Source organism: Hyphobacterium sp., from assembly GCF_965229905.1.
Lineage (GTDB): Bacteria > Pseudomonadota > Alphaproteobacteria > Caulobacterales > Maricaulaceae > Hyphobacterium.
This window is the reverse complement of the sequence record NZ_OZ245930.1, coordinates 2,531,439-2,555,551: the sequence shown is the minus strand read 5'-3', so window position 1 is coordinate 2,555,551 and position 24,113 is coordinate 2,531,439. Positions and strand designations below refer to the sequence as shown.

The window sequence follows — 24,113 nt, the reverse complement described above, 5'->3', positions numbered from 1 at the left end:
GGGAAAGCGGCGTATCTCGCATCTGCAACATCAACGCAGGCGAAAGCGAGCTCCCACGTCATGAAACTCGACGGTCGATATATCGCGGCGATCGTGATCGTGCTGCTGGTGGGCGGCTTCTTCCTGATCGGGACCCTTTTCAATAGCGGTGAAACCGAGCGCGCATCCGAAGATGGACAAGCTCCATCACGCGCGCCGCGTGTTGTTTACGAGGTTGTTCAAGCCGGAGAACAGCCGGCATTTCTTGTATTGCGCGGCCGCACCGAAGCAATCCGCGAAGTCGCGGTCCGCGCCGAAACCGGCGGCCGCGTCGTCGAAGCCCCGGCTCTCGAAGGCTCACGCGTCCGCGAGGGTGATCTTCTTTGCCGGCTGGATGTCGATGCCCGCCAAGCGGCGCTCGATCAGGCTCAGGCCGATCTGCGCGCCGCACAACAGGAATATGAGGGTGCTGTGGCGCTGGGCGATCGCGGTTACCGCTCACAGAATTCGATTTCAGCCCTGGAAGCGGTCCGCGACGGCGCAAGGGCACGCCTCGAAGCGGCCCGCCAGGAATTGCAGAACATTTTTATCCGCGCGCCGTTTGACGGCTGGTTTGACCGGCGTGAAGCAGAGATCGGTGATTTCCTGGCACCCGGAGAGCCTTGCGGGGTCGTGCTGGAACTTGACCCCTTGCTGGCCGCCGCGCAGGTCGCCGAGCGTGATGTCGGCACCCTGGAAACCGGCATGGCCGGTCGTGCACGCCTTATCACCGGCGAGCGGGTCGACGGGACAATCCGGCGCATCGCGCGTCAGGCCGATCCTGCCACGCGGACGTTCCGGACCGAATTGGCGATCGATAATCCGAGTGGCGAATTGCGTGCTGGCGTCACCGCCGAAATCATTATTCCTCTGGCTACCCGGCCGGCACATCTGGTGCCGACCACCGTGCTGGCGCTCAATGAAGACGGCAATATCGGTGTGCGGATCATCGATGACAACAATCGCGTCGATTTCGTCGAGGTCGAATGGCTGTCCGACGAGGCCGGCGGCAGTTGGGTTTCCGGCCTGCCGGACCCGGCAAGGGTCATCGTCCAGGGACAAGACTTTGTTGAGGACGGCGCCAGCGTCGATGCGGTACGCGCGCCATGACCCAGATCGTCGACTTCGCCGTCAATCGGGTCCGGATGATCTTGGTCATCTTCGGCGTCCTGTTGATGGCGGGGCTAGTGTCCTATGTCACCGCGCCCAAGGAAGCCGATCCCGATATTCCGATTCCCTTTGTCGGCGTAATCGTACCGCTTGAAGGCCTTTCGCCCGAAGATGCAGAACGCTTGATTCTGAGGCCCGCAGAAACCGAGCTGCGGTCCATCGAGGGGCTTGAGGAGCTTAATACGTCTGGCCAGCTTGGCGCGGGCTCCATGGTGCTGGAATTCGACGTCACCTTCGACGCAGACCAGGCCATTCTTGACGTCCGCGAGGCAATGGACCTCGCACGTCGCGAATTTCCCGAAGATGCCCGCGAGCCTGTGTTGCGGGAAATCAATGCGGCGTTGGCACCGGCCATCGTCGTCCAGCTTTATGGTGACGTGCCCGAGCGCGCGCTTTACCGCCTCGCCCGCGATTTGCAGGACGAACTTGAAGCGCTGCCCGCGGTGCTGGAAGCCAATCTCTCCGGCACGCGCGACGAGCTCCTGGAAGTCGTGGTTGACCCGGCGCGGCTTGAATCCTTCGGCGTCACTTTCGGCCAGGTGATCGGCGCGGTACAGGCCAACAACCAGCTGGTCGCGGCGGGGGCACTCGATACGGGAGATGCGCGCTTCCAGGTGAAGGTGCCGGGCCTGTTCGAGACCGCCCAAGATGCGCTGGATCTACCGGTGGCACGCAGTGGCGATACGGTCGTCACGCTTGCGGACCTCGCGGAAGTCCGCCGCACCTTCAAGGATCGCGACGGGTTCGCGCGTTACAACGGCCGCCCGGCCTTTTCGCTGCAAGTGGTCCGCCGCCCGGGGGCCAACATCATCGACATGACTGCGGAGGTCCGCGAGCGTGTCGCCGAAGTCTCGGCGAGTTGGCCGGAATCGGTCGGTCACGCTTTCTCACTCGATGTCTCGACCTATGTGCAGGATTCACTCAACAGCCTGTCGAGTTCGATCACGCTCGCCATCGTGCTGGTGATGATATTGGTCGTCGCAGCCCTCGGACTGCGCTCGGCGCTGCTCGTCGGGATCGCCATCCCGTCCAGCTTCCTGTTTTCCTTCCTGCTGCTGAGCGTGTTCGGCTATTCGGTGAATTTCATGGTGATGTTCGCCATGGTTTTGGCCGTCGGCTTGCTGGTCGATGGCGCCATTGTCGTCGTTGAATATGCCGACCGGAAACTGGCTGAAGGCACGCCGCGCCGCGACAGCTATGCGATGGCCGGCAAGCGCATGTTCTGGCCGATCGTCTCATCGACGGGCACGACTTTGGCGGCCTTCCTACCCTTCCTGTTCTGGGACACGATCCCGGGGCAATACATGTCATATCTGCCGACAACATTGATCTTCGTGTTGTCATCCGCCCTAGTCATGGCGCTGGTATTCTTGCCGGCACTCGGCTCCGTCATCGGTAAGCAACCTGCGAAGGGCGATCCGTCTGCGCTGGCAATGCTATCGGCGGAAAGTTCCGCCAAGCCGACCGAATTGCCGGGCTTCACCGGCGCGTATGCACGGACCATCTCCGCGATGGTGAAACGCCCTCTTATGGTGGCGGGCATGACCTTGCTGGTCGTTGTCACCACCTTCATGTGGTTCGGGTCAACGCCTCACCGTACCGAATTCTTCCTCGATACCGAACCAGAGCAGGTTTACGTGTTCGTGCGCGCCCGCGGCAATCTTTCGCCAGCCGAACAATATGAGCTGGCGGTCCAGGTCGAGCAGCGCCTGGAGAATATCGACGGTATTCGCGGTTATTTCACGACTGCGGGGTCGTCTGCCCAGTCGGGCAGTTTCAATGATGGCGTTTCCGGCGCGCCAGCCGACGCCGTGGCCCGCATCTTTATCGAATTCTATCCGCATGGTCAGCGGCGCGATGGCCGCGAGATCCTCGCCGATATCCGTGAAGCGGTAGCGGATATTCCGGGGCTTGTGACCGAAGTCCGGCCCTTTGAAAACGGACCGCCGGTCGGAAAGGACGTGCAGGTCGAGCTACGGTCCGACAATTTCCTCGCGCTGGACGAGGTTGCTCGGGCCGTCCGGGCCCGGCTCGACGAGACCGAAGGCCTCGTCGATATCGAGGACACCCTGCCCCTGCCGGGCCTTGAATGGCGGTTGGAGGTCGATCGCGAGGAAGCCGGCCGCTTCGGCGCCGACGTCGCGCAGATCGGCGCTGCCGTGCAGTTGGTGACAAACGGCGCACTCGTAGGCCGCTACCGCCCGGACGATGCCGACGAGGAAGTCGATATCCGCGTCCGGTTCCCGGCCCAATATCGTGGTATTGACGCCCTTGATCAGCTTAGGGTCAACACGCCCGACGGGTCGGTTCCGATCAGCAATTTTGTAACCCGCGAGGCGCGCCAGCGCGTCGATTCGATCAATCGCCGCGACGGCAAGCGCGTCCTCGAAATTCGTGCCAATGCCGAGGAAGGCTATGCCGCCAATCTGCTACGGGATGAATTACGGATTTGGATCGAGGACGAACAGGCGGCAGGCCGATTGGCAGCCGACGTCGATATCCGCTTCCGCGGCGCGGACGAGGAAACGGCTGAAGCCGGTCAGTTCTTCATGGTCGCGATGCTCGCGTCGCTCTTCATGATGGCCGTGATCCTGCTCTGGCAGTTCAACAATTTCTGGCACGTGCTTTTAACGCTGCAGGCCGTCGTTCTGTCCGTGGTCGGCGTCATGCTCGGGATTCAGCTCTCTTTTCCCTATATCTCAGTTCTGTTCGTGGGGACGGGCGTTGTGACGCTGGCAGGCATTGTCGTGAACAACAATATTGTTCTGATCGACACCTTTCAACGTATGCGCGAGATGGGGTATTCGGTCGACGATTCCATCGTCCGCACTGCTGCCCAGCGCTTGCGCCCGGTCATGCTCACCACGATCACCACGATATTCGGCCTGCTTCCGATGGTGTTCCAGATCAACGCGAACTTCGCGTCGGGCATCATCTCGATCGGCGGCCCATCTTCGGAATGGTGGGTGCAATTGTCCAGCGCGGTGGTCTGGGGCTTGGGATTCGCCACACTGCTAACGCTGGTCCTCACGCCCGTCTTCCTCGGCGCGCCGTCACGCATGGGAAATTTCCGGCGCCGTATCATCGGCTGGGGCCAGTCGCGTCTCGGCTTTACTTCCTCCGGGGAGCGCTCCGCTCCGGCAGAGTAGACTCCGCCTCCGCCTGCCGCTGCCACATGCGGGCATACAGCCCGTCCAGTGCGAGCAGTTCGGCATGCGTACCCCGTTCGACAATGCGGCCCGCATCCATCACCAGAATCTGGTCGGCAGCAGCGATCGTCGATAGCCGGTGGGCGACAGCCAGCGTTGTGCGTCCGGCGGCTGCCTGTTGCAGCGCACGCTGAACTTCCTCCTCGGTTTCCGAATCCAACGCCGAAGTTGCTTCGTCGAGGATCAACAGCCGCGGATTGCGGATGATGGCGCGTGCTACGCCGACGCGCTGCTTCTCGCCGCCGGAAAGTTTCAGGCCACGTTCTCCGACGAGCGTTTCGAGCCCGTTTGGCAAAGCGCGGATGAAATCTCCCAGCCGCGCCTGCTCGGCGGCCCCCATGAGCGCAGCCTCGTCGGCGTCCGGATCGCCATACTGGATGTTGGCGCGCAGCGTGTCATTGAACAGCACGACATCCTGCGGCACGAGCCCCATCTGGGCGCGCAGGCTGTCCTGCGTCACATCGCGGATGTCTGTACCGTCGATCAAGACCTGACCGGAAGCCGGATCGTAGAATCGAAATAGAAGCTTCAGAAGCGTTGACTTGCCGGCGCCTGACGGGCCGCAGACCCCCGTAAAGCTGCCGGGTGCCAATTCGAAGCTGACATCGTCAAGCGAGCGGTCACGCCCGTCATGAGCAAATGACACTCGCTCGAAACGGACATCACCGCCGCCGCTTTCGAACGCCTTGGCACCGGGGCGGTCTGCAACGTCAGGCTTGATTGCGAGCGTCTCGAACAATCGCTCCATATCGACCGCCGCCTGACGGATTTCGCGATATGCCCAGCCAAGTATATTCAGCGGCTGGTAGATGTTCATCAGAATCAATGTGACCGCCGTGACATCGCCAACTTCCATCACGCCATTCCAGGCTTTCCAGCCGGCGACCAGCGCCATGACGAGCAGCCCGGCATTCATGATAAATGCCTGTAGACCGTTCAAAAATGCCAGCGAGCTCATTGAGCGGGTGGCGGCATCCGCATATCGCGTGAGCGCCTCATCATAACGGTCTGTTTCACGCTGTTCCGCCGCGAAGGATTTTACCGTCTCGAAATTCATCAACGCATCGACCGAGCGCGCGCTGGCTTCATTGTCGGCCTCGTTCATGTCACGCCTCAAGCGCACGCGCCATTCCGTGACCATCGCCGTCGACAAGGCGTAGGCGGCGACAGTGACAACGGCAATGACGGGAAACTCCCAACCGTAAGCCACGCCCATCACGGACGCCGCCAGCAAGAGTTCCACGACCGTCGGTCCGATATTGAAAACGAAGAAGCGGAGGAAAAAATCGATGGCGCGGGCGCCGCGGTCGATGATCCGGTTCAGCGCGCCGGTCCGTTTGGTTTGATGGAAGCCGATCGAAAGACGCTGGACATGACCGAAGGCGCGTACCGCTGTCAGGCGCTGGGCATCCTGACTAACAGGCGCAAACAGGGCGTCACGCAGTTGCGGCGCGCCGACACTCATGAAACGGGCACCGGCATATAGCAGGAAAGCCGCGACAAAGCCCCAGATCGCCGCATCAGCAGCCCGACCCGCAATGGCATTGATCCCCTCGCCAAACGCGACCGGGGCCGCAACGGCAAAAAGCTTGGCAACCAAGGTCAGGGCAAGCGCCAGCGCCATGCGCGGACGCCATTTTTTCATGTCTGCCGACAGGAGCAGCCGGAACAGCCGTCCAAGAGCGGTTCGAAATTCGCCGCGCGACGGCGGAGGCAGGGTGTCAGCCATGGCAGGCTAGATAGGCGCCGCCCTGGCCGAATGCCAGCGCAAAAGCAAACGCCGCCCGAGAGGTCCCGGACGGCGCTGTTTCGGAGTTCCGAAAAGACCTAGATGTCTTTCAGGCTCGCAGCCGGCCGGAAAGCCGCCGACGTTTTCGCCTTGGACATCATCGTCTCGCCGGTCCGCGGGTTGCGAACCTGACGGGCCTCGCGGTGCTTGGCATAGAAGGTGCCGAAGCCGGCCAGCTGGACGTTGTCCTTGCCTTTAACGGCCGACACGATGGCGTCGATCGTGGCATCCACCGCTTCGCCGGCTTGTGCCTTCGACATGCCAGTGGAATCGGCAACGGTTTTGGCGAGATCAGATTTGTTCATTGCGGGTCTCCCCCAAAAATTGAGTTGGTGTTTTGCGCCGTGCAACAAGGCCTTGGCGCGCAACAGAACTGTTGACGCCCCAATTGAGGACCCGGAAGCGGCTCAACGCAAGGGTAAAACGCTGGAATTTGCCTGTGCAGCAAGGATTTTTCTGGGTTTTCCCGGGTTTTTTGCAGCCCGGCATGCCTTTTGCGCTGCGAAATGGGCCATGACCCGAGATGAACCACCCTTCAATACCGGCCGCGCCTTGCAGCTGATTCGGCTGATTCCCGCGCCGATTCTGGCCGCTATAGCCGGTTTTGCCCTGCTCAAGGCGATCGGAATCGGCGGGTTTTGGCCCGAGCTGGCTGGCGCCGTTTCGGGTGGATACGTGCTGGGACTGATCGCCCGGCGCTAGCTTGCGAGCGCACCGGTCTGCAGCTGAAAAATAAACCAGAAGATACTGGCTACGGACATCAAAACACCGCCGACGAGAACAAAAAACAGTGTCGCCACGGAAAACAGAGCGCCGCGCCAGATACGGGTTTTCAGGTCCGTGATCCCGATCCCCGGCGTGCCACGGAAGTGCACGACGAAATACAGCGCGAGCAGCACCGGCAAGGTGTAGTAGCTGCCGTTCACGATGTTTGCCGCAATCGGCATCATGGCGACGCCGACGATCGATCCCACCGACAGGATACCGAAAGTGATGTTGAGCCGCGCCGGCCAGCTTAGGTTACGCCCGACCAGTCCGGGGATCAGCGCAATGATCGCGGTGGCGAGGCCCACCAATGGCGCATGCAAGACCGCCGAGGCCTCGGCCACCGTATCGATATAGGTATCGAAAGAGACGCCAAAACCGCTCTCGATCTGGGCGATCTGTTCGGGGGTCATCTGCGACGTCTGCCGCCGCATGATGTCGGCATACCCGCCCCACAGGAAAGACAGACCGATCTGGATGCCAAGAATTCCGAGCCACAGGCGCAGGGCCGGTGTATAGGTTACCGTGTCCCGGTTCGCATAAGCCGCAAACACCACGTCCGGCCGGATCGTCAGATCTCTTAGCGTTTTCAGCGAACGGAAATTGAACCCTAAAACCTCTTCCGTCGCCCGTTGGATATCCGCCGGATCGTTCTCCCGGATCGGGTCCTTTTTCGGATCCGGCGCGCGATCGCTCACAGCTTGACCAGCATTTTGCCGGTGTTCTCACCGGAAAACAGGCCGAGGAAGGCTCCCGGCATGTTTTCAATCCCGTTCTTGACCGTGTTGCGGGGCGAAACCTTGCCGGCGGCCATCCATTGGCCGAGATCGGAAATAAAGTCCGGCAGCATGTCGAAATGGTCGGACACGATGAAGCCCTGGATTTTCAGGGATTTCGCGACGATGTTGGTCAGATTGTCCGGCAATGGCTGTGCACCGGCGTCGTTGTAGCGCTGGATCATGCCGCAAGCCGCGATGCGGCCTTTCGGCTTGAGCACTTCCAGGGCCGCCGTCCAATGCGTGCCGCCGACATTCTCGAAATACCCGTCAACACCGCCGCCGATGGCTTCCTTCACCGACTTGGCAAGATTGTCGGCCGACTTGTAGTCGACCGCGGCATCGGCACCGATCGACTTGCAGTACTCGACCTTCTCCGCACCGCCGGCCGTTGCGACCACTTTGGCGCCCATCGCCTTGGCGAACTGAATCGCAGCCGAACCGACGGCGCCAGCGCCCGCGGAAATCCAGACCGTTTCGCCGGGCTGGAGATCGATACAGCGTTTCAGGCCGACATAGGCAGTCATGCCCGTCAGCCCGGCAATGCCGAGATAGTCTTCCGGTGCGATGTGCGACGTATCCAGCTTCTGCAAGCCCTCACCCTTGGTCACATAGGCTTCCCGCCAGCCATGCATCGACATGACCCAGTCGCCTTCGGAGAAATCCGGATGATTTGAGGTTTCAACTTGCCCGACAGCTCCGCCTTCCATGGGCGCCTCCAGCCGGAACGGATCGATATAGGTGCGGATACCGCTCATCCGCCCGCGCATATAGGGATCGACCGAGAGCCACTTGTTGACCACGCGCACCTCGCCATCGGACGGTTCGGGAATGTCGGCCTCGCCCAGTTCGAAATGATCGGCGGTCGGCTCGCCCTTGGGATAGGCGGTCAGGTGGATTTCACGAGATTTCATGGAGCATTTCCTTCGGGCGCTTCGACACTGGCAAGAAACAGGTCACCCAGCGAAAGATCGAATCCGGCACGCAGAACGATTTCGGCCACTCCGTATTGACCGATCACCAGCACGATCAGCATCGGGATGAGCATCAGAAACAGGCCAAGGACCTGCAGGATCGTCACGATGACAGACTTCGCATAGAAGCGGGCGATCACCCGGCCGGCCGCAACAAAATACCACACCAATGAAAGCGTCAGCGCGAAAACGAAACCCGCCATCATCATTTCCTGGCTGAAGCCCAACGCGAATCCTGCCGCAAACCAGATACCGATGCAGATAAACAGGGCGATATAGCTGGCATTGACCGGCGCAAGATAGGCCAGCGCATGCCCGAAAAAGCTTCGCTGCGGCCGGTAGGCTTTCAACAGCAGGATATACATCGCTGATGCGATAAAGGTGAGCGGCGTCGTGGTCAGCGCGGCGGCCTGTTCCAGGGCGCGATTGACCTCGTCATAGCTGCGACCGGCTTCGGCAAGCCAGCTTTCCATAGCCCGCGCCATGTCCGGTGTCGTTTCAAGGGCGTCCAGCGTCACCCCTACCGGCAAGCCCAGAAACGCCATCATCGCGAACTGCGCGCCGAACAGCACCAGGAACAGCCGGATGATCGGAACGTATGTCTTCCGGTCGCCGGAGAATGCCGCCTCGACCACTCTCGGCGTGAATATGAAGGTATCCCAGACCGTCCGGAATATCCGCGTGTCGACGCCGAAGGACGCATCGGCAACGTCATCGACATCGCTGCGCGTCGGTTTGGCGTCTTGCGGATCCCGCGTGTCGTTCATGGGGCCCCTCCCTGCTTCACAAGGTAGTCGCGTCGCGGATTCCCACAAGGGTTTAGCCCCGTAAGACCCGGCAATAATTATTGAAGCGATCCGCTGCAGGCTTTCCTTGTTGGTAAGGATCGGCCTGCTAGTCACCGGCCATGGGACTGAACGACACCACATTGCGGGCCAGCGTCATCGGAGCCGGCGTGTTCGGCGGGCATCACGCCCGCAAGTACAGCGCCGCTGATCGTGCCGATCTGGTCGGCGTTTACGACGTGCATCCGGATCGGGCGGAAGCCCTTGCCCGCGATCTGGGCTGCCGCGCATACCGCGATATGCAGGAGCTGATCAGCGCATGCGATGCGGTCACGGTCGCCAGCCCTGCCATAGCCCACTACGACGCGGTGAAGACGGCCCTGACCGCTGGCAAGCATGTGCTCGTCGAGAAGCCGCTCGCCGATACGGCCGCACTGGGACGGGAGCTTGTCGACCTCGCCCGCCGAAATCAGCTGGTCTTGCAAGTCGGTCACCAGGAACGCTTCGTGTTCAATGCCATGGGCGTGTTCGATATCGCCGCGGCGCCGCGGCGGATCAAAGCGCGGCGCATGGGTCTCCGGTCAACGCGCAATCTCGATGTGTCCGTGACGGTCGATCTAATGATCCACGATCTCGACCTGGTCATGGCTCTGGCGCAATCGGAGATGACCGATCTCGAGGCCAAAGCCCGCAGGATCTACACTGAAACGCCGGATGCCGCTGAAGCGCGGCTGACCTTCAAGGATGGGTTCGAGGCGTATCTGGAATCCAGCCGAGCGGCCGAAGCGCTCGATCGTGTGATGCGGATCGAATACGAAAGCGGCTTCCTGGAAGTCGACTTCGTCGCCAAGACCTTCGTCAACGAAACCGGCTTCGACCTCAACGCCGAGTTTGCGGAAGATCCGAAAGCCAGGGACTCGCTCGGCGCCAATGTGAACGCCTTCATTGAATCGGTGCTTGATGGCACGCCGGTTGCGGTGCCGGCCGAAGCCGGCCTGGCCGCGTTGGCCGTCGCCCGCGATATTGATCGGGCAGCCGGGCTCTGACTTCCGGCTTGAACCCGCTTCGCACCGGGTCTAGATCGCGCGCATGACCAAGCTGCGTATTGCCTCCGCCCAGCTCAATCCTGTCGTCGGCGACATCGCCGGCAATCTTGAACTGGCGCGGAAAGCACGTGCAGAAGCCGCGGCAAACGGCGCCGACCTCGTCGTGTTTCCGGAGCTCTTCATTCTTGGCTATCCGCCAGAAGACCTGGTTTTGAAGCCGGCCGCCGTCGCAGCCTGTCGTGATGCCATTGAAACATTCGCCGCCGAACCGGGCATTGCCGCGATCATCGGCGCGCCCTGGCGCGAGGAAAACAAGGTCTACAACGCCGTTGTGGTGATCGACGACGGCATCACGGCGGTCCGCTATAAACATGACCTGCCCAATTATGCGGTGTTCGACGAAAAACGCGTGTTTGCGCCGGGGCCGCTCCCCGAACCGGTCGAATGGCGCGGTTTGAAGCTGGGCCTGCCAATCTGCGAAGATATCTGGCTCGAGGACGCGCCGCGCGCGCTCGCCAAGGCCGGCGCGGAAATCTTCATTTCGATCAACGGTTCGCCTTGGCGCCGTTCGATCGACACCGAGCGCAAAGCCGCCTTCGAAAAATGGGCCGACATCGATGTGCCATTGGTGTTCGTGAATCAGGTCGGCGGCCAGGACGAACTCGTTTTCGACGGGGCATCCTTTGCCTGGAATTCCGACGGTAAGGAGATCCAGCGCTTGCCCGCGTTTGAGTCTGCAATCGCATTCTCCGATTGGGAAAAGACCACGGCGGGCTGGCGCGGAACAAGCGAAACGCTCGCGCCGCTCACCACCGGTCTCCAAGCCGACTGGAAAGCGATGTGCCTGGCACTTGCCGACTATGTCGACAAGAACGGTTTTCCGGGCGTCGTACTGGGCATGTCGGGCGGAATAGACTCGGCCATCTCTGCGGCCATCGCTGCCGATGCACTCGGGCCCGATCGGGTCTGGGCCGTCATGATGCCGTCGAAATACACCTCCCGCCACAGCCTCGAAGACGCCAAGGCCTGTGCCGAAGCCCTCGGCATCCGATACGACATCATTGACGTCGAGCCGGCGATTGCATCCATGGGTGATATTCTCTCCGACACGTTCGCGGTACGCCAACCGGATACGACGGAAGAGAACATCCAGTCGCGAATCCGCGGCGTTGTACTCATGGCGCTGTCCAACAAGTTCGGCCCGATGGTCCTGTCCACCGGCAACAAGTCGGAAATGGCGGTCGGCTATGCCACCCTCTATGGCGACATGAATGGCGGCTACAATGCGCTCAAGGACGTCTACAAGACCGACGTCTACCGCCTCGCCCGATGGCGCAACGAGCAGAACACCTCACCGGGCATGGCCCCGGCGGGCACGGTGATTCCGGAACGGATCATCACCAAGCCCCCGTCAGCGGAGCTCAAACCGGACCAGACCGACCAGGATTCGTTGCCCGAATACGACGTGCTCGATGCGATCCTCACCGGTCTCGTCGAGAATGAGCACGGACCGAAGGAGATCGCGTCCGCCGGGTATGATCCCAAGCTGATCGCCCGCATCGAAAACATGCTCTACCGTGCTGAATACAAGCGGCGCCAAGCCCCGCCGGGCGTCAAGATCGGCCGCAAAAATTTCGGCCGCGACCGGCGCTATCCGATCACTAACAAGTTCCGGTCGGCAAAATAGCCCCAGCCGCCGCTTGCCCTTGCCGAAAACGCGCCACGGCGCTAAGCCGCGCGCTCGCATTCCAGCAGGCCTGATCCCATGACGACCAAAGTCCGTTTTGCTCCCAGCCCGACCGGCCGCTTACACGTCGGAAACGTCCGAACAGCGCTCACCAATGTACTGTATGCCCGCCAGACCGGCGGAACGGTCCTGCTGCGGATCGACGACACCGATCTTGAGCGCTCAACAAAGGCGTATGAGGATGGTATTCGTGCCGATCTCGAATGGCTTGGCCTGAATTGGGATGAGAGCTTCAACCAGTCCGGCCGCTTTGACAAATACAAGGCTGCCGCCAACAAGCTAAAGTCGCTGGGCCTGCTCTACCCCGCCTACGAGACCGAGGATGAGTTAGACCGGAAGCGCAAAATCCAGCGCGCGCAGGGCAAGCCGCCGGTCTACGATCGCGCCGCGCTTGATCTGACCGATGCCCAAAAAGCCGCCTACGAGGCAGAGGGCCGAAAACCGCACTGGCGGTTTAAACTGTCCGGAAAGCCCGTCAGCTGGACGGATCTGGTTCGCGGTGACACCACCATTGATACCGCATCGCTCTCGGATCCGATCCTGATCCGCGAGGACGGTTCATATCTCTACACCCTGCCCAGCGTGGTCGATGACATCGAGGCTGGCATCACAACCATTATCCGCGGCGAAGATCACGTCACCAATTCCGGTGCCCAGATCGAGATTTTCGAAGCGCTCGGTGGAGAAGCGCCCGCTTTTGGCCACAAGGCTCTGCTTGTCGGCGCCGATGGCGGCAAGCTGTCCAAGCGGCTCGGTACGTTGGCGATTTCAGACTTGCGCGAGGAAGGCCTTGAGCCGATGGCAATCCTGTCGCTGCTCGCGAAGATCGGCACGTCGGATCCGATCGAGCCGGTCACAAATCTTCAGGCGCTGATCGACAGCTTTTCCTTCGACAAGTTCTCGCGGGCACCGGCGCGCTTCGATCCCGCCGAGCTGCACCGGCTGAATGCCGGCGTCCTGCATGCTCTGGACTATGTGGATGTGAAACCGCGGCTGGCGGCCATGGGTGCCGACGATGGCGAAGCCTTCTGGCATGCCGTTCGCCCCAATCTCGAAAAACTGTCCGACGCCGTGGACTGGCACCAGCTAATCGCCGGCCCGGTCGATCCGGTCATTGAGGATGCGGCTTATGCGCGGCAGGCGGCAGAGTCTCTTCCGGACGGTAAGTTGACAACCCGGAGCTGGGGTGAGTGGACGACCACGCTGAAGGCCGAAACAGGCCGAAAGGGCAAAGACCTGTTTTTGCCACTTCGCTTGGCGCTGACCGGCCAACGGCACGGCCCGGACATGTCCGAACTTCTGCCATTGATCGGCCGTGAGCGCGTTTTGCGCCGATTGCAGGGCTAGTTGCGCATGAGACGGGCGACGGCGTCTTCGGGGTCGTCATGCAGGCTGACATGATCGTGGAAGCCGTCCGGCGTAAATCCTTCGTCTTCGGTTCGATGCAAGAGCTGGAAAAACGGATCCCAGAAATCCTCGACATTCAGGAACGCTACCGGCTTATCGTGTTGCGCAAGACGCTGGCGCGATAATACGTCGAATATCTCTTCCAGCGTCCCGACACCTCCAGGCAGTATGAGGAAGGCGTCGCTCTCCTCGATCAGGATATTCTTGCGAATCGACATTGTCGTCACGACACGGGTTTCGGCTGCTTTAAGCAAACCCTCGCGCTGGATCATAAACTCAGGGATGACGCCGAGAACGGCGCCTTTGGCGTCCAACGCCGATTGAGCGGCGCGGGCCATTAAGCCGACATCGCCACCGCCATACACCAAACGCGCGCCCGCTTTCGCAATGGCCTTGCCGGCGGCGTCTGCCGCCTCGCCATAAACGGAATTCCGGCCCTCCGCCGAACCGCAAAAAACACCGATCGACCGCACTTTCGCCATTTCTTCCTGCCCTATTGAACTACATTGTGATCCTAGGGCGGGAATGCACAGCTTGCGACCGTTGATGACCGTGATACACCGACAAAAAAGGAGTTCAGCATGACCGCCATGCGGTCCCTCATTCTAGCGGGAATTCTGGCTGCCCTGGCGATCGGCGCGGCAGCGGTTTTCGTTCTGACGCGCACGCTAACCCCGGTGGAGCTGGATGTTGCAAATCCGCAAACTGCGGAAACCGAGCAGCCGGAAATTTCGCCGGTGACGCCACCGCCGACATTCGACATTGTGCGCATAGATCCGGCCGGGACAGCGGTTATTGCGGGCCGCGGCATGCCGGGCTGGCAACTTCGGATCCTTGGCAATGACGAGACGATTTCCGAGACGTCGATTGATAATGGCGGTGAATGGGTCGTAATTATCACCGACGAAACGCCACTTCCCGCTGGCGCGCTCGAGCTGACGTTGGAAATGGAAAACGACGCTGGCGACCTCATCGTCTCCGAGCAAAGCGTGCTGGTTTCGATTCCGCCTTCGCGTGATGAAATCCCGCTGGTTGTGATCACCCAGCCCGGCGAACCCAGCGAAGTCCGTCAGGGGCCGATGACCGGCGTGTCTATGGGGCCGCTTTCGCTGGAAACCGTGGATTACGACGATAGCGGCGCTGTCATATTTGCCGGACGCGCGACGCCGGGCAACCGCGTCCGGGTCTTCGCCAACGGCGCGATTGTCGGGCAAACGGCGACCGACGTGAATGGCCGCTGGTCGCTGCGCGCTGCGGAGTCTCTGGCCCCCGGCGTTTACGACCTTCAGATCGACATGTTGTCCGTAGATGGTCAGGTCGAGGCTGTTATCGCGCTGCCATTCGAGCGCATGGCGCCCGAAGCCATTCAGCTGGGTGAAGGCCGCGTCATTGTTCAACCCGGAAACAGCCTTTGGCGGATCGCCCGCCGGCTTTACGGCGAAGGCATGCGTTATACCGTGATCTATCAGGCCAATCGCGATCAGATCCGGGATCCCGATCTCATCTATCCGGGTCAGGTTTTCTCAACGCCCAGCCAAGGCGATCAGCCCGAGGACGCGACCGACGGCGGCTAGGCCGCGTGCGCGCGACCGTCGCGGGCGGCCGATAACGCTTCAGCAATCCGGAAGGCCATATCCAGGGCCTGATCCGCGTTCAGGCGCGGATCGCAATGCGTGTGATAACGGCTTGAAAGATCGGCTTCGGTCAGCGGTTTTGCTCCGCCGACGCATTCCGTCACGTCCTGACCGGTCATCTCAAAATGAACGCCGCCAGGATATCCGCCCTCTCCCGACACTGCCGCCATAAAGCCTTCGAGCTCGGCCAGCACCCGATCAAAATCACGCGTTTTATAACCGCTCTCGGTCTTCACCGTATTGCCGTGCATCGGATCGCACGACCACACAACGGACCGGCCGGCTTCCTCGACAGCGCGCACCAGTGACGGCAGCCGGTCGAGTACTGTCTGGGCACCCATGCGCGTTATCAGCACAATTCGGCCAGCTTCATTATCGGGATTCAGCTTGTCCAGCAGCGCAAACAGATCATCGGGTTGAATCGTCGGCCCACACTTCACACCGATCGGATTCATGATGCCGCGCATGAATTCGACATGCGCGCCGTCCGGCTGCCGTGTGCGCTCGCCAATCCACAGCATGTGGGCAGATGTCGCCAACCAGGCATCGCCGGTCGAATCGCGTCGCGTCAGCGCCTGCTCGAACGGCAGGTGCAGGGCTTCGTGACTGGTATAGAAATCAACGCCCTCAAGGCTGCGCGCGGCATCACCGGTCACGCCGCATGCGCGCATGAAAGCCAACGCCTCCGAAATCCGGTTGGCGAGCTCGGCATAACGATCGCTCGCCGGCGAATCCTTGACGAATTCGAGTGTCCATCGGTGAACGTTGTTGAGGTCGGCATAACCGCCGGACGCAAACGCGCGCAACAGGTTAATCGTCGCGGCAGACTGTTCGTAAGCGCGGACCAGCCTCTGCGGATCGGGCGTTCGGGCATCGCCCTCAAACGCCATGTCATTGACGCTGTCACCGCGATAGCTCGGCAGTTCGCGGCCGTCCACCGTTTCGGTCGGTTTGGACCGTGGCTTGGTGAATTGACCCGCAATCCGTCCGACTTTCACCACCGGTTTGGCCGCAGCAAAGGTCAGGATCACTGCCATCTGCAGGATCACCCGGAAGGTGTCGCGAACATTCTCGGCGGAAAATTCCTTGAAGCTCTCTGCGCAATCGCCGCCTTGAAGCAAAAAGGCCTTGCCAGCCGCCACATCGGCAAGTTGGCGGCGCAGCCGCCGTGCTTCGCCGGCAAAAACCAGCGGCGGCTTCGCAGCGAGTTCCCCTTCAACACGGGTCAGCTCGGCCGCATCGGGATAGTCCGGCAGCTGAGCAGCCGGCCGGTTACGCCAAGTAGACGGCGTCCAATTCACGAGATTTCCGGCGGTTTCCATTTTTCTTTCAACGTCACCAATTCTTCCGCAACAGTCGGATGAACAGCGCAGGTTGCATCGAACTGCGACTTGGTCAAACCGGCTTTCACAGCGATGCCCACGGCTTGAATTATTTCCGGGCTGTCATCACCCGCCATGTGTACGCCGATCACTTGCTCATTATCCTGGCGCACGACGAGCTTGATCAACATGCGGCTTTCCGACCCGGACAGGCTGTTTTTCATTGGTTTGAATGTCGTTTTGTAAATATCGACCTTGCCGAACTTTTGCCGGGCCTCATGCTCGGTCAAACCGACCACCCCGACCGGCGGCTGCGTGAAAACGGCACTCGCGACATCGGCGTGATCGAAAGCGGTGGGCTCATCTCCGAACACGGTCGCCGCGAACGCCGCCCCTTCGCGGATCGCCACCGGCGTCAGGTTGATCCGGTCGGTCACATCGCCCACCGCGTAGATGTTGTCGATATTCGTCTGGGAGTATGTGTCGACGGCTATTGCGCCATTTGCCGCCGTCTCAATGCCGGCCGCCTCAAGCCCCAGCCCATCGGTATGCGGGATGCGACCGACGGCTTGGATCACAATGTCAGCCTCGATCTCTTCGCCGGTATCCGTTTCCACTTTTCGCCGCCCACCGGCCAATTCCGAAATGCGCGTAATGTTTGCATGCGTCATGACCCGCACACCGGATCGCTTTAATTCCTCATGCACGTGCGCGCGAACGTCGTCATCAAAACCGCGCAGCACCGTGTCGCCGCGATATATTTGGCAGACTTTTGATCCCAGACCCGCAAACACCTGCGCGAATTCGCACGCGATGTAACCGCCGCCCTGGATTACAACATGTTTGGGCCTTTGCTTGAGGTGAAACACCTCATTCGACGAAATCGCAAATTCCTCGCCTTCAATGCCAAGGCGGGCAGGTTTTCCGCCGACGGCGATAAGAATGTATTTGGCCGTGATTGTCCGGCTGTCCTTCACCAACTTGACAGTGTTGGCATCGATCAGCTCGGCCCGGTCCTGGAAAATCTCAACGCCCGAGTTTGACAGGTTCTTCCAATAAATGCCGGACAGACGGTCGACTTCAGCATGCAAATTGTCGCAAAGCGTTGTCCAGTCGTGCCGCGCGTCGCCAACCGACCAGCCATAGCCTTCAGCTTCTTTGAAGGCCTTGGAATAAGCCGAAGCATAAACGAGAAACTTCTTGGGTACGCATCCGCGGATTACGCACGTCCCGCCGACCCGGTATTCTTCGGCAATCGCCACCCGGGCACCGCGCAGAGCAGACATTCGCGCCGCGCGCACACCGCCGGATCCGGCACCTATCACGAAGAGGTCGTAATCATAATCGGCCAATAGATTGGCTCCTCGCTCAGCTTGTTTCGGATAACCGCCAGCTTCGCCCGGCGCTTAGAGTTCCATGACCCGCGCGCCGTGATCTTCACCGACGATCACCACCCGCGCCAACCCGATAAACAGCCCGTGCTCGACGACGCCGGGAATACGCAGCAACCGGTCGGCAAGCGCCGGCGCATCGGGAATGGCACCGCAGCTACAGTCCAAGATGTAGTGACCGCCATCCGTCAGGAAAGGCTCCAACCCATCGCCCCGCCGCCGTAGATTAACGTCCGCATGCGCGATGCCACTGGCGCGTAGCGCGTCGTAGATTTTTTTTGCCGTGATGGTGAACGCAAAGGGGTCGACCTCGACTGGCAGCGGGAAGGCGCCGAGTTGCGCTTTCAACTTGGTTTCGTCCACGATCACGACCAGCAGGTCAGAGGCATGCGCGATGATCTTCTCGCGCAGCAGGCAACCGCCCCCGCCCTTGACGAGCTGAAACCGCCCATCAACTTCATCGGCGCCGTCGACCGTGACCTGAATCCGGTCCACATGGTCGATCGGCTTGAGTGTGATGCCGGAATCTTTCGCCAGCTTGGCGGTCTGCTCGGAAGTTGGCACGCCGATGATGTTCAGACCGTCACGGACTTGCTCCCCGAGCAGCTGAACGAAGACTTCCGCAGTCGATCCGGACCCCAGCCCCACCGTCATGCCATCGCTGACATATTCAAGTGCGGCAGCCGCGGCGTTGGCTTTCTGTACTGCGGCGCTCATGAATTCACGCCCGACAGCAGGACGTATTTCAGCTCGGTGAACTCCTCCACGCCCCACTTGCCGCCTTCGCGGCCAATGCCGGATTCCTTCATGCCGCCGAAGGGCGTTGATGCGGATCCGACCATCGGCGCGTTGACGCCGATCATTCCGTAGTCGAGCCCCTCGGACATGCGGTGCACCCGGCCGATATCGCGGGTGTAGAGATAGGCGGCCAGGCCGTAGGGCGTGTCATTGGCGAGGTCCAGGATGTGTTTTTCGTCGCCAGCGCGATAGACCGAGGCGACCGGTCCGAAAATCTCGCTGCGGGCGATCTCGGAATCGAACCCGCTGCCCTCGATCAGCGTCGGTGCATAGAACGATCCGCCAAGTTCGTCAGCCAATGGCTGTCCGCCGACGACCACCCGGGCTCCCCCCGAAACGGCTTGTTTGACCAGCGCATCGACGCGTTCAACCGCTTCGTCGTGGATCAAGGGGCCGATATCGCTATCCGGCGCAAATCCGTCACCCGCCTTCACTTCGGAAATCCTGGCTTGCAGCCGCTCTACAAAATCGTCCGCCACATCGTCCTGAACGATGATCCGGTTCGGCGAGACGCAGGTCTGCCCGCCGGAACGGAACTTCGCCTGAACAACACCAGCCGCGGCGGCATCGAGATCGGCATCGTCCATGACAATAAAGGGCGCGTTCCCGCCAAGCTCCAACGCCACGCGCTTGATACCATCTGCCGCCTGGCGCATCAGCAATTTGCCGACTTCGGTCGAGCCGGTGAAACCGATCATCCGCACCTCGGGCGAGCCGGTCATTATGGGGCCGAGCTTCGAAGCATCGCCGCAAATCAGGTTGAACACGCCCCTCGGGAAACCCGCACGATCCGCCAGTTCGGCCAAGGTTAGCGCCGTCAGTGGCGTTTCCGGCGCCGGCTTGATCACCAGCGAACAGCCTGCCGCCAATGCCGGTGCGGCTTTCCGCGTGATCATCGCCGCCGGGAAATTCCAGGGCGTGATGCAGGACACCACGCCCACCGGCTGCCGGATTGTCCAGCCGCGCGCGCCAGGCGCTGGCACGGGCAGCGTTTCGCCATGCACGCGTGCGGCCTCGTGCGCTGACCATTCAATGAAGGCTGCACCATAGGCAATCTCGCCCTTGGCTTCGCGCCAGGGCTTGCCCATCTCGGCAGTGATCAACGTGGCAAGATCGTCCGTATTGTCCTGGATCAGGTCCAGCCATTTCAGGAGAATGCGCGAGCGCTCGAAAGGCGACGTCTTGCGCCAGACTTTGAACCCGTCAGAGGCCGCCGCGACGGCCGCCTTGGCACCAGCCTCGCCGACATCGGCCACTTCCGCCAGCTTTTGGCGATTGGCGGGATTGTCGACCGCAAAGCTGGTGTCACCTCCGATCCATGCGCCTCCGACATAGGATTGCGTCTTGAAAAGCGCCGGGTCGTTCAACCGTTCCGCCAGATCCATGCTTCAACTCTCCGATCTGCGTTTCGACATCGCCGCGCGAAAGCGCGCCGCCCAGCCCTCTTTGTTGACCTGCTTGACCCGCCCCAGGGCCAACGCATCATCGGGCACATCCTCTGTCACCACCCCGCCAGATCCCGTGTACGCACCGTTCCCGATACGCACTGGCGCGACGAGCGACGAGTTGCTCCCGACGAAGGCACCCTCGCCTATATGGGTTTGATGCTTGCCGAATCCATCATAGTTGCAGGTGATGGTTCCCGCGCCGATATTGGCTTTGGCCCCGACGGTGGCATCGCCGATATAGGACAGATGATTGGCTTTCGCGCCCGCGCCAAAGACGGCTTTTTTCACCTCCACGAAATTCCCGATCCGGGCATTCTCGCCGATATCGGCGCCAGGGCGCAGCCGCGCATAAGGGCCAATGACCGCACCACCTTGCACAATGCACCCTTCCAGATGTGAGAAGGCCTGAATCCGGGCACCGGATTTCACGCTGACATCCGGCCCGAACACGACATTCGGTTCGATCACCACGTCGCGCTCGATTGCAGTGTCGTGGGCCAAAAACACGGTCTCGGGCGCTGTCATGGTGACGCCGTCAGCCATCAATTCCGCTCGCCGCCGCGCTTGGAAACTCGCCTCGGCTTCGGCGAGATCGCCGCGGGAATTAACGCCCAGCACTTCGGCCGCATCGCCTTCCACGGCGACGGCTTTCAGTCCGCGTTTTCGGGCCAGCCCGACCACATCCGTCAGATAGTATTCGCCATTGGCATTGTCGTTTGTGACCTCGCCGAGCAATTCGAAGAGCAGCGAGGCGGGCGCCGCCAGCACACCGGAATTCACAAACCCGATGGCGCATTCTTCATCACTGGCGTCCTTGAATTCGACGATGCGTTCCAGCACGCCGTCTTTGACAATCAGCCGGCCATAAGCGGCCGGATCGTCCGGCGTGAAACCCAGAACCGCAACCGATGCCCCGGCTTCGAGCGCAGTGAACACTTTTTCAACGGTCGCCGCCGTGATCAGGGGCGTATCGCCATAAAGGACAATCACATTGCCGTCGAAACCGTCCATTGCGGATTGGGCCGACTGGACGGCATGACCGGTTCCGAGCGGAGGATCCTGGAGTGCCGTCAACGTGCCACTCTGCTCGCCAAACGCGCCGATCTGTTGTGATTTTGGACCGTAGACCGTCACGATCCGCTCTGCGCCGACGTTTCGCGCGAGGTCAATCGACCATTCCAGCATTGGGCGGCCGCCGACCGGATGCAGGCATTTCGGAAGCTCGGATTTCATCCGCGTGCCAAGGCCGGCTGCAAGGATTACGGCGGCGCGGAACTGGGTCATCAACGGCTCCTGACAGGATACGCATTGCAATTGAGACAACGCGCTATAGACCATCCCAAACGAGGATGCGACCGCTCTTTTAGGCGGGAATGCAGGTTGGGAGATCAGCTTTGATGTCGGACTGTTTCGCGGGTGCAGGTATCGCATTCGATCTCGACGGAACGCTGGTCGACACCGCGCCCGATTTGGTTCGTGCCCTGAATGCCGTAGTCGGCGAGGATGGGCTGGGCGGCGTTGCGATCGCGGATGTCCGGGCCATGGTCGGACGCGGTGCGCGGGTGCTGATCGAGCGCGCCTATGCCGCGCAAAAGCGGCATCTCGAATCTGGACTCATCGACAGCAAGGTCGCCCGTTTCATCGACATCTATCGGGCCGGTATCGCCGATCTCAGCCAGCCCTTTCCGGGGTGTCTCGAACTTCTGGACAAACTGGCAGAGCGGGGCGCCCGATTATCCGTCTGCACGAACAAACCGAGCATTTTGGCGGATGCGTTGCTCGATGCATTGGATATGAAGTATCGATTCGAGCGCATTATCGGGCCCGATCGCACGGAAGCCAAAAAACCCGATGCCGCACACTTCTGGAGCGCTGTGGACGATGCCGGACCCAACCTGGCGCTAATCGGTGACAGCATTACGGATGCGGCATGCGCCAAGGCAGCCGGCATTCCGTGTGTCATTCTCACACACGGATACAGCGAGATACCGCATCACGCTCTCGGCGCAGATGCGGTTCTCGATGATTTCGGAAGCTTGCCCGATACGCTGGCAGAGCTCTGGCAGGGCCGCTATTAGGCCGAGCGCAGCTCCGGCAGGCGGTCATTGGCGGTCCGGCTTGGTGCCGAATCATTCGCGGCGCTCTGACGGCGCGGCATACCATTGACCATGTTCGAGCGGACATCGGTCCGTGCGGACCGCATGGCCGGCATAAAGCCAGCATCAACAAGTTCAATATTCACATCATAGCCACGGTCGGCCCAGTAGGCTTCGATCCGTTGCTTCAGTCGACGCGCGCCTTCCGGCGTGCAGAGGTCATTGCTCATAGCGATACTCCGAACCGGCGGTCCATCCGCCTGGGTTACGTGCGCTCCCCTCTAGGAAAGTCGGAAACTGGTCGATCCACGACCTATTTCCTCACCACCTGCAAACAGGCTGGCGGGCTCTATGACGAGTTCATGACGCTGCGTCAAGCCGTCGTCCAAAAAAATTTTCGAAATTTTAGATTCCCGCCATCCCGTTGCGCCAAGCGCTTGACGATCATGACCCTCGGAATCTATACGCCCGGGCTCTGGAATGGGCGATTAGCTCAGCGGGAGAGCACTGCCTTCACACGGCAGGGGTCGCTGGTTCAATCCCAGCATCGCCCACCATTCCTTCTTGAAATCGCTCCCGAAAGATCGCTCACGCATCGTCAGTGCCTCAGAATCTGCCGGTAGCGAAGCGGCATTCGGCCGCAGTCTGCATACGAGCTACTTGCGAAACATTCGCAAAAATGTCAGTGAGAGCGCAGAAACAAGGAGCGCTTCATGCACCGCAAGATTTTCGCTGGCGTTTTTGCGCTGGCCGTAGCCGCTTGCAGTCCGACGGCAAGCGAAGACAGCGTGACGATTTATTCGGCCCGCCACTATGATTCGGACAATTTCGTTTATCAGCGCTTCACCGAAGAAACCGGTATTGAGGTCAATGTTATTGAAGCCGGCGGCGACCTTCTGATCGAACGTATTCGGACCGACGGCGATCGTAGCCCTGCCGATGTCGTCATTACGGTTGATGCGGCCCGCCTCCACCGGGCAGAGGAAGCCGGCCTGTTCGCTCAGATTGATTATTCCGACATTGCGGCCGGCGTTCCCGAGCGCTTCATCGATCCAGACGGATACTGGGTCGGGTTCGCGTTACGCACCCGCGTCATCGCCTACGATCGTGACACCATCGACCCGGTCGAGATCGGCAGTTATCTCGACCTCGCCGATCCGCGCTGGCAGGGACGAATATGTATCCGGTCATCCGACAATGCCTATAACCAGTCCCTGTTGGCGGCGATCATCGCCCATCATGGCGAACAAGCCGCGGAAGCCTGGGCCCGCAGCATGGTAGCGAATTTCGCCCGCGCACCGCAGGGCGGCGACACCGATCAGCTCCGCGCCATCGGCGCCGGCGAGTGCGACATCGCGGTGGTCAATCACTATTACTATTTGCGGCTTGCCAACTCTGACGACGCGGCGAATGTCGAGCTGACCGACGACATCGGTTTGATTTTCCCGGCGGGCGATAATGGCACCCATGTCAATATTTCCGGGGCCGGTATCGCCGCCAACGCGCCGAACCGCGAGAACGCTGAAGCGTTTGTTCGTTTTCTGTTCAGCGAAACCGGTCAACGCGCCTATGCCGAGCTGACGAACGAATTCCCAGCGGTTGAGAATGCGCCATTCGATAACGACTCGGTTCGCGTCTTAATGGACTACCAGCCCGACACTCTGAATATGTCCGAATTGGGCGAGAATGCCGAAACAGCGCGCCGGATCTTCGACCGCGTCGGCTGGCCATAGGCCGG

Annotated in this window: 21 protein-coding genes and 1 tRNA gene; 10 read left to right on the top strand and 12 right to left on the bottom strand. The window is 60.9% G+C overall.

Translation table 11 applies throughout. The features are described from left to right. The first annotated feature begins 60 nt into the window (after positions 1-60). On the top strand, positions 61-1,128 hold the full coding sequence (locus tag ACO08C_RS12755) for an efflux RND transporter periplasmic adaptor subunit (protein ID WP_421786109.1): 1,068 nt from the start codon (positions 61-63) through the stop codon (positions 1,126-1,128). Next, complete coding sequence (locus tag ACO08C_RS12750) at positions 1,125-4,337, top strand: efflux RND transporter permease subunit (RefSeq protein ID WP_421786108.1); 3,213 nt, start codon at positions 1,125-1,127, stop codon at positions 4,335-4,337. Before ACO08C_RS12755 ends, ACO08C_RS12750 begins: the two co-directional genes overlap by 4 nt. On the opposite strand, the gene ACO08C_RS12745 is transcribed toward ACO08C_RS12750, so the two are convergent. Continuing rightward, the gene (locus ACO08C_RS12745; protein WP_421786106.1) at positions 4,300-6,126 is read right to left on the bottom strand and encodes an ABCB family ABC transporter ATP-binding protein/permease; all 1,827 of its coding nucleotides are present in this window, start codon (positions 6,124-6,126) and stop codon (positions 4,300-4,302) included. The genes ACO08C_RS12750 and ACO08C_RS12745 overlap by 38 nt on opposite strands. Before the next feature lie 98 nt (positions 6,127-6,224). Continuing rightward, on the bottom strand, positions 6,225-6,491 hold the full coding sequence (locus ACO08C_RS12740; RefSeq protein WP_421786105.1) for an HU family DNA-binding protein: 267 nt from the start codon (positions 6,489-6,491) through the stop codon (positions 6,225-6,227). A gap of 208 nt (positions 6,492-6,699) precedes the next feature. On the opposite strand from ACO08C_RS12740, the gene ACO08C_RS12735 reads away from it, so the two are divergent. After that, positions 6,700-6,888 (top strand): hypothetical protein, encoded by a 189-nt coding sequence (locus tag ACO08C_RS12735; protein ID WP_421786103.1) that lies wholly within the window; start codon positions 6,700-6,702, stop codon positions 6,886-6,888. On the opposite strand, the gene ACO08C_RS12730 is transcribed toward ACO08C_RS12735, so the two are convergent. The 3 genes from ACO08C_RS12730 to ACO08C_RS12720 are packed head-to-tail and all read right to left on the bottom strand — an operon-like array spanning position 6,885 to position 9,468. Next, on the bottom strand, positions 6,885-7,649 hold the full coding sequence (locus ACO08C_RS12730) for a hypothetical protein (protein ID WP_421786101.1): 765 nt from the start codon (positions 7,647-7,649) through the stop codon (positions 6,885-6,887). The genes ACO08C_RS12735 and ACO08C_RS12730 overlap by 4 nt on opposite strands. Further along, a complete protein-coding gene (locus ACO08C_RS12725) occupies positions 7,646-8,641 on the bottom strand; it encodes an NADP-dependent oxidoreductase (RefSeq protein ID WP_421786100.1) in 996 nt (331 codons plus the stop codon). The genes ACO08C_RS12730 and ACO08C_RS12725 overlap by 4 nt, the downstream gene beginning before the upstream one ends. Next, the gene (locus tag ACO08C_RS12720) at positions 8,638-9,468 is read right to left on the bottom strand and encodes a hypothetical protein (protein ID WP_421786098.1); all 831 of its coding nucleotides are present in this window, start codon (positions 9,466-9,468) and stop codon (positions 8,638-8,640) included. The genes ACO08C_RS12725 and ACO08C_RS12720 overlap by 4 nt, the downstream gene beginning before the upstream one ends. Positions 9,469-9,608: 140 nt before the next feature. Here ACO08C_RS12720 and ACO08C_RS12715 point away from each other — a divergent pair, with 140 nt between their 5' ends. The 3 genes from ACO08C_RS12715 (at position 9,609) to gltX (ending at position 13,626) form a co-directional block, all read left to right on the top strand. Further along, a complete protein-coding gene (locus tag ACO08C_RS12715; protein WP_421786096.1) occupies positions 9,609-10,532 on the top strand; it encodes a Gfo/Idh/MocA family protein in 924 nt (307 codons plus the stop codon). Between the two features lie 43 nt (positions 10,533-10,575). Further along, positions 10,576-12,219, top strand: a complete 1,644-nt coding sequence (locus ACO08C_RS12710) for an NAD+ synthase (protein WP_421786095.1) — start codon at positions 10,576-10,578, stop codon at positions 12,217-12,219. A gap of 78 nt (positions 12,220-12,297) precedes the next feature. Continuing rightward, complete coding sequence (gltX, locus tag ACO08C_RS12705) at positions 12,298-13,626, top strand: glutamate--tRNA ligase (RefSeq protein WP_421786093.1); 1,329 nt, start codon at positions 12,298-12,300, stop codon at positions 13,624-13,626. Here the strand turns inward: gltX and ACO08C_RS12700 are convergent. Further along, positions 13,623-14,168 (bottom strand): TIGR00730 family Rossman fold protein, encoded by a 546-nt coding sequence (locus ACO08C_RS12700; protein ID WP_421786091.1) that lies wholly within the window; start codon positions 14,166-14,168, stop codon positions 13,623-13,625. The genes gltX and ACO08C_RS12700 overlap by 4 nt on opposite strands. A gap of 99 nt (positions 14,169-14,267) precedes the next feature. On the opposite strand from ACO08C_RS12700, the gene ACO08C_RS12695 reads away from it, so the two are divergent. Then, positions 14,268-15,260, top strand: a complete 993-nt coding sequence (locus tag ACO08C_RS12695; RefSeq protein ID WP_421786089.1) for a LysM peptidoglycan-binding domain-containing protein — start codon at positions 14,268-14,270, stop codon at positions 15,258-15,260. On the opposite strand, the gene ACO08C_RS12690 is transcribed toward ACO08C_RS12695, so the two are convergent. Genes ACO08C_RS12690 through glmU form a run of 5 tightly spaced genes read right to left on the bottom strand, consistent with a single transcriptional unit; the run spans position 15,257 to position 21,563 of the window. Next, positions 15,257-16,642, bottom strand: coding sequence for a class II 3-deoxy-7-phosphoheptulonate synthase (locus tag ACO08C_RS12690; protein WP_421786087.1), 1,386 nt, complete (start codon positions 16,640-16,642; stop codon positions 15,257-15,259). The two genes, ACO08C_RS12695 and ACO08C_RS12690, sit on opposite strands and share 4 nt — an antisense overlap. Next, the gene (gene gor / locus ACO08C_RS12685) at positions 16,618-17,994 is read right to left on the bottom strand and encodes a glutathione-disulfide reductase (RefSeq protein ID WP_421786086.1); all 1,377 of its coding nucleotides are present in this window, start codon (positions 17,992-17,994) and stop codon (positions 16,618-16,620) included. Before gor ends, ACO08C_RS12690 begins: the two co-directional genes overlap by 25 nt. Before the next feature lie 54 nt (positions 17,995-18,048). Further along, the gene (rpiA, locus tag ACO08C_RS12680; RefSeq protein ID WP_421786084.1) at positions 18,049-18,750 is read right to left on the bottom strand and encodes a ribose-5-phosphate isomerase RpiA; all 702 of its coding nucleotides are present in this window, start codon (positions 18,748-18,750) and stop codon (positions 18,049-18,051) included. Beyond that, complete coding sequence (locus ACO08C_RS12675; RefSeq protein ID WP_421786082.1) at positions 18,747-20,216, bottom strand: NAD-dependent succinate-semialdehyde dehydrogenase; 1,470 nt, start codon at positions 20,214-20,216, stop codon at positions 18,747-18,749. The genes rpiA and ACO08C_RS12675 overlap by 4 nt, the downstream gene beginning before the upstream one ends. Positions 20,217-20,219: 3 nt before the next feature. Then, positions 20,220-21,563 carry a bifunctional UDP-N-acetylglucosamine diphosphorylase/glucosamine-1-phosphate N-acetyltransferase GlmU gene (gene glmU / locus ACO08C_RS12670; protein ID WP_421786080.1) on the bottom strand — a complete coding sequence of 448 codons (1,344 nt, stop codon included), beginning with the start codon at positions 21,561-21,563 and terminating at the stop codon, positions 20,220-20,222. Positions 21,564-21,676: 113 nt separating this feature from the next. Here glmU and ACO08C_RS12665 point away from each other — a divergent pair, with 113 nt between their 5' ends. Continuing rightward, positions 21,677-22,357, top strand: a complete 681-nt coding sequence (locus ACO08C_RS12665; RefSeq protein WP_421786078.1) for an HAD-IA family hydrolase — start codon at positions 21,677-21,679, stop codon at positions 22,355-22,357. On the opposite strand, the gene ACO08C_RS12660 is transcribed toward ACO08C_RS12665, so the two are convergent. Then, positions 22,354-22,605 (bottom strand): phosphoglycolate phosphatase, encoded by a 252-nt coding sequence (locus ACO08C_RS12660; protein ID WP_420431668.1) that lies wholly within the window; start codon positions 22,603-22,605, stop codon positions 22,354-22,356. The genes ACO08C_RS12665 and ACO08C_RS12660 overlap by 4 nt on opposite strands. A 252-nt stretch (positions 22,606-22,857) precedes the next feature. Here ACO08C_RS12660 and ACO08C_RS12655 point away from each other — a divergent pair. Both ACO08C_RS12655 and ACO08C_RS12650 read left to right on the top strand, forming a co-directional pair. Continuing rightward, positions 22,858-22,932 (top strand) — tRNA-Val (locus tag ACO08C_RS12655). 156 nt (positions 22,933-23,088) lie between these two features. After that, on the top strand, positions 23,089-24,108 hold the full coding sequence (locus ACO08C_RS12650; RefSeq protein WP_421786076.1) for an extracellular solute-binding protein: 1,020 nt from the start codon (positions 23,089-23,091) through the stop codon (positions 24,106-24,108). The last annotated feature ends 5 nt before the right edge of the window (positions 24,109-24,113 follow it).

Excerpts from the sequence above, each read along its gene's own strand:
- ACO08C_RS12755 (WP_421786109.1), top strand. The coding sequence starts at position 61 with ATGAAACTCGACGGTCGATATATCGCGGCGATCGTGATCGTGCTGCTG.
- ACO08C_RS12750 (WP_421786108.1), top strand. The coding sequence starts at position 1,125 with ATGACCCAGATCGTCGACTTCGCCGTCAATCGGGTCCGGATGATCTTG.
- ACO08C_RS12745 (WP_421786106.1), bottom strand. The coding sequence starts at position 6,126 with ATGGCTGACACCCTGCCTCCGCCGTCGCGCGGCGAATTTCGAACCGCT.
- ACO08C_RS12740 (WP_421786105.1), bottom strand. The coding sequence starts at position 6,491 with ATGAACAAATCTGATCTCGCCAAAACCGTTGCCGATTCCACTGGCATG.
- ACO08C_RS12735 (WP_421786103.1), top strand. The coding sequence starts at position 6,700 with ATGACCCGAGATGAACCACCCTTCAATACCGGCCGCGCCTTGCAGCTG.
- ACO08C_RS12725 (WP_421786100.1), bottom strand. The coding sequence starts at position 8,641 with ATGAAATCTCGTGAAATCCACCTGACCGCCTATCCCAAGGGCGAGCCG.
- ACO08C_RS12720 (WP_421786098.1), bottom strand. The coding sequence starts at position 9,468 with ATGAACGACACGCGGGATCCGCAAGACGCCAAACCGACGCGCAGCGAT.
- ACO08C_RS12715 (WP_421786096.1), top strand. The coding sequence starts at position 9,609 with ATGGGACTGAACGACACCACATTGCGGGCCAGCGTCATCGGAGCCGGC.
- ACO08C_RS12710 (WP_421786095.1), top strand. The coding sequence starts at position 10,576 with ATGACCAAGCTGCGTATTGCCTCCGCCCAGCTCAATCCTGTCGTCGGC.
- gltX (WP_421786093.1), top strand. The coding sequence starts at position 12,298 with ATGACGACCAAAGTCCGTTTTGCTCCCAGCCCGACCGGCCGCTTACAC.
- ACO08C_RS12700 (WP_421786091.1), bottom strand. The coding sequence starts at position 14,168 with ATGGCGAAAGTGCGGTCGATCGGTGTTTTTTGCGGTTCGGCGGAGGGC.
- ACO08C_RS12695 (WP_421786089.1), top strand. The coding sequence starts at position 14,268 with ATGACCGCCATGCGGTCCCTCATTCTAGCGGGAATTCTGGCTGCCCTG.
- ACO08C_RS12690 (WP_421786087.1), bottom strand. The coding sequence starts at position 16,642 with ATGGAAACCGCCGGAAATCTCGTGAATTGGACGCCGTCTACTTGGCGT.
- rpiA (WP_421786084.1), bottom strand. The coding sequence starts at position 18,750 with ATGAGCGCCGCAGTACAGAAAGCCAACGCCGCGGCTGCCGCACTTGAA.
- ACO08C_RS12675 (WP_421786082.1), bottom strand. The coding sequence starts at position 20,216 with ATGGATCTGGCGGAACGGTTGAACGACCCGGCGCTTTTCAAGACGCAA.
- glmU (WP_421786080.1), bottom strand. The coding sequence starts at position 21,563 with ATGACCCAGTTCCGCGCCGCCGTAATCCTTGCAGCCGGCCTTGGCACG.
- ACO08C_RS12665 (WP_421786078.1), top strand. The coding sequence starts at position 21,677 with ATGTCGGACTGTTTCGCGGGTGCAGGTATCGCATTCGATCTCGACGGA.
- ACO08C_RS12660 (WP_420431668.1), bottom strand. The coding sequence starts at position 22,605 with ATGAGCAATGACCTCTGCACGCCGGAAGGCGCGCGTCGACTGAAGCAA.
- ACO08C_RS12650 (WP_421786076.1), top strand. The coding sequence starts at position 23,089 with ATGCACCGCAAGATTTTCGCTGGCGTTTTTGCGCTGGCCGTAGCCGCT.